Annotated in this window: 4 protein-coding genes; all 4 read right to left on the minus strand. The window is 34.2% G+C overall.

What is annotated here, in order from left to right; genetic code table 11:
• The coding region (locus KKG99_12890) for a beta-lactamase family protein (protein ID MBU1013892.1) at window positions 1–569 on the minus strand (569 nt) is incomplete at its 3' end.
• Window positions 570–600: 31 nt separating this feature from the next.
• Complete coding sequence (locus KKG99_12895; GenBank protein ID MBU1013893.1) at window positions 601–1,458, minus strand: hypothetical protein; 858 nt, start codon at window positions 1,456–1,458, stop codon at window positions 601–603.
• Window positions 1,455–2,342, minus strand: coding sequence for a hypothetical protein (locus tag KKG99_12900; GenBank protein MBU1013894.1), 888 nt, complete (start codon window positions 2,340–2,342; stop codon window positions 1,455–1,457). The genes KKG99_12895 and KKG99_12900 overlap by 4 nt, the downstream gene beginning before the upstream one ends.
• Before the next feature lie 226 nt (window positions 2,343–2,568).
• Window positions 2,569–3,235 (minus strand): beta-lactamase family protein (locus tag KKG99_12905; protein ID MBU1013895.1); only part of this gene is annotated, 667 nt, incomplete at its 5' end.

Consider the following 3,235-nt stretch of genomic DNA (forward strand, 5'->3'; position numbering starts at 1 on the left):
GTTTTTTTTGTAACAGATTCAATTATCGCACCAAGAATGTAATATCCGCAATTGCTATATTGAAAATTTGTTCCTGGCTCAAAATCAATATTATCACTGCAATACTTCTCAACAAACTCATTAACAGGATAGGCCCCAATATGCGCTTCAGGTAATGGAATGGCTGAAAATATTGGCAACCCAGAAGTGTGTGTTAGCAAATGATGCACGGTTATTTTACGCCCATTGTCCCTACGATAATAATCCAGATAATCACATATCTTACCATTTAAATCTATTTCCCCTTGCTCAACTAGTTGCATGATAAGGAAAGATGTAAATTGCTTGGTTAAGGATCCTATTCTGAATTTTGTATGAACAGAATTCGGAATCATCCACTCTCTGTTTGCTATTCCATAAGCCTTTTCAAAGATTACTTCACCATTTTGCGCAACCAAAACAACACCATTGAAGTTATTATTTAATGTAAAAGGTTGAATGAAATCATCTATTTTCTTGTCTATTTCTTGAGAAATGGCATTAGTTGAGAGTATTAACAATAAAAAAATGATAGTAAGATTATTTTTCATATGTACTATACTTATTTATCATGTTTAGCTTTTATTTCTGCCTTAACTCTTCAAAAATTTTTGAAGATACCCAGTAAATACCTTCCCGAGTCATAAAGAATAAATACTTACCATCGGGTGAAACATGGGGTAAGCGGCCCCATTTTATGGGTAGTTTCTTTCGTTCCGACCATGAATTATCCTTCATTCTGAAACTTACAAACAGTTCGCAAGTAGCCGCATCTTTTGTTGCTTCAATTATAATATAACTTTCATCGGGAGCCACATAAACAGAGTTTTCTCTGTAATCGTCAGTGTTTATTTGCGTGCCAAGTTTTTCTGGTTTTGTATAGCTTCCATTCAATAATCGGGTAACATAAATATCATAACCGGGCCGGGAAATAAAGTATATTGATCCATTGTTTGTGATACAACAAATGTTTGCATCTGTTCCAGATGTAATTATTGCTGGCACATCTGATGGCGAACTCCAGCCATTCTTTTGTTTTTCGACATATAGTAACTTCTCTCCATTGGTAAAATAGAGTTTTTTCCCATCCGGCGATAGCGTAAATTGTTGATAATATTCATTCTCCTTACAGAAGCTGGCTACTTCAGGTTTTGACCATTTTCCATCAACCATTTTCATGCAATAAATTCTATAATACCTCTCATTATTTGGTTTTGCCGCCCAGTAAACCTCATTACCATCGGGAGTGAAAATGGCTGCACTATGCTCGAAATAATCTGATCGTGAAATTACTCCTGGAGCAAACAATTCAGGTGTCATTCCCGGTGGTTTTTGCCCAAGATAAGGGCCTTTTAAAATTGGGAAGTCGTTCTGGTTTGTTTGGCCTTTCGAAACAATTGATAAAAACGCGATTACTAAAAGTAATATTATTCTTTTCATAAGCCTTTTGGTTTAAATTCTTCAATAAATGATGTATTTACCCAGTAGATACCTTCATCCCGTGTCATATAGAACAAGTATTTTCCATCGGGTGAAACAGATGGGAAACGCCCATTTTTAAATGGTAGTTTTATGCGTTCCGACCACGAACCGTCCTTCTTCTTATAGCTGATAAACAGGTTACTGTTTATTCTATCCTTGGTGGCTTCGATTATCATATAGTTTTCATCAGGAGATACAAATATTGCCGACTCTTCTTCGTCAGCAGAATTAATAGAACCTTCCAGTAGTTCTGGGTCAGTATAATCTCCATTTATTTTTCTTGAGAAATAAACTAATGCTCTTTTTCCAAATGATTCATTTGGTTTATATCTTCTAAAATATACCGAGCCGTCTTTGGTTATTGTATGCAGGTCATCAGAAACATCAGAGTTAACTACTGATGATATTTTAGTTTCCTTAGACCATTCATCACCTTGCCTTTCGACAAACCAAATATCTCCATCTTTATTAAAAAACAGTTTATTTCCGTCAGAAGAGAAAACAGGGTTGCCAAAATTGCGTTCTTTGTGAGCAAAAGCAATTTTTGGTTCAGTCCAAGTTCCGTTTATTATTTTCATGAAATTTATTTCAAAGTAACGGGTTCCCTGTGGTTTTCCTGACCAGTACACTTCATTCCCATCGGGTGAAAATACTGCGGCGCTGTGCTCAAAATAATTATCACGTGAAACTATTCCGGGTGCAAATATCTCCGGTATATTTCCCGGTGGTTTTTGTCCCAAATAAGAGCCCTTCAAAACAGGAAAGTCTTTTTGGCTGGTTTGACAATTTGCAAGTAAAATCTGCAATTGTACTAAAATCAATGTAATTAAAAATCTTTTCATTTTTTTCTCAATTTTTGATTATTCTTTCGGCCTTAACTCTTCAATAATTTTTGCAGTAACCCAACAGTTATCCATAAAAAAGTATTTCCCATCAGTTAAATTAATAAGTGTTTACAAATCGAAACTAAAAATATAATTGCATTAGAAATATTGCCAATTTATTAATATATAAATTTAATGTGCGATAAATTTGCATAAGGCTGTTTAATATATTTAAGTTTTTGCTTCATTTTTCGGGAATTAATCCATCAGCTTTTCCAGAGTGCAGAATTTTGTTAATTCCTCTACTCATAGTCCCAATTGGGGTTCCATAAACATTACTTAAAATCACTATTAGAATTCTCTCTTCCAATCTTCTAATAACCAGATTATTGAATTGAGTTATAGAACCATAATGAGAGCAAACAGTAAATGTTTTATTAGGATCAGTTATAGTGTCTTTATTAATATACCATCCATATCCATAGTTTTCACCTGCCACATATGGGGTAAGCATTATGTCTGTATATTTTTTAGATAATAAGTTGTTTGAGTTTAATACTTTATCCCATAATAAAAAGTCTTCTACAGTAGAGTATAAAGCACCAGCAGAGAATGGGATTGACATATTTTGACACCTGGCATTAAATAGTTTTCCATTATCGACTCCATACCCTGAAGCCCTATTTGAAAGAATATTTTCAGGATGATCATAGCCTGAATTTATCATTCCAGCTGGTTCCAGAATCATCTGACTCAATGATTCTTCAAAGGTTTTTTTTGTAACAGATTCAATTATCGCACCAAGAATGTAATATCCGCAATTGCTATATTGAAAATTTGTTCCTGGCTCAAAATCAATATTATCACTGCAATACTTCTCAACAAACTCATTAACAGGATAGGCCCCAATA

Source organism: Bacteroidota bacterium (assembly GCA_018816945.1).
Lineage (GTDB): Bacteria > Bacteroidota > Bacteroidia > Bacteroidales.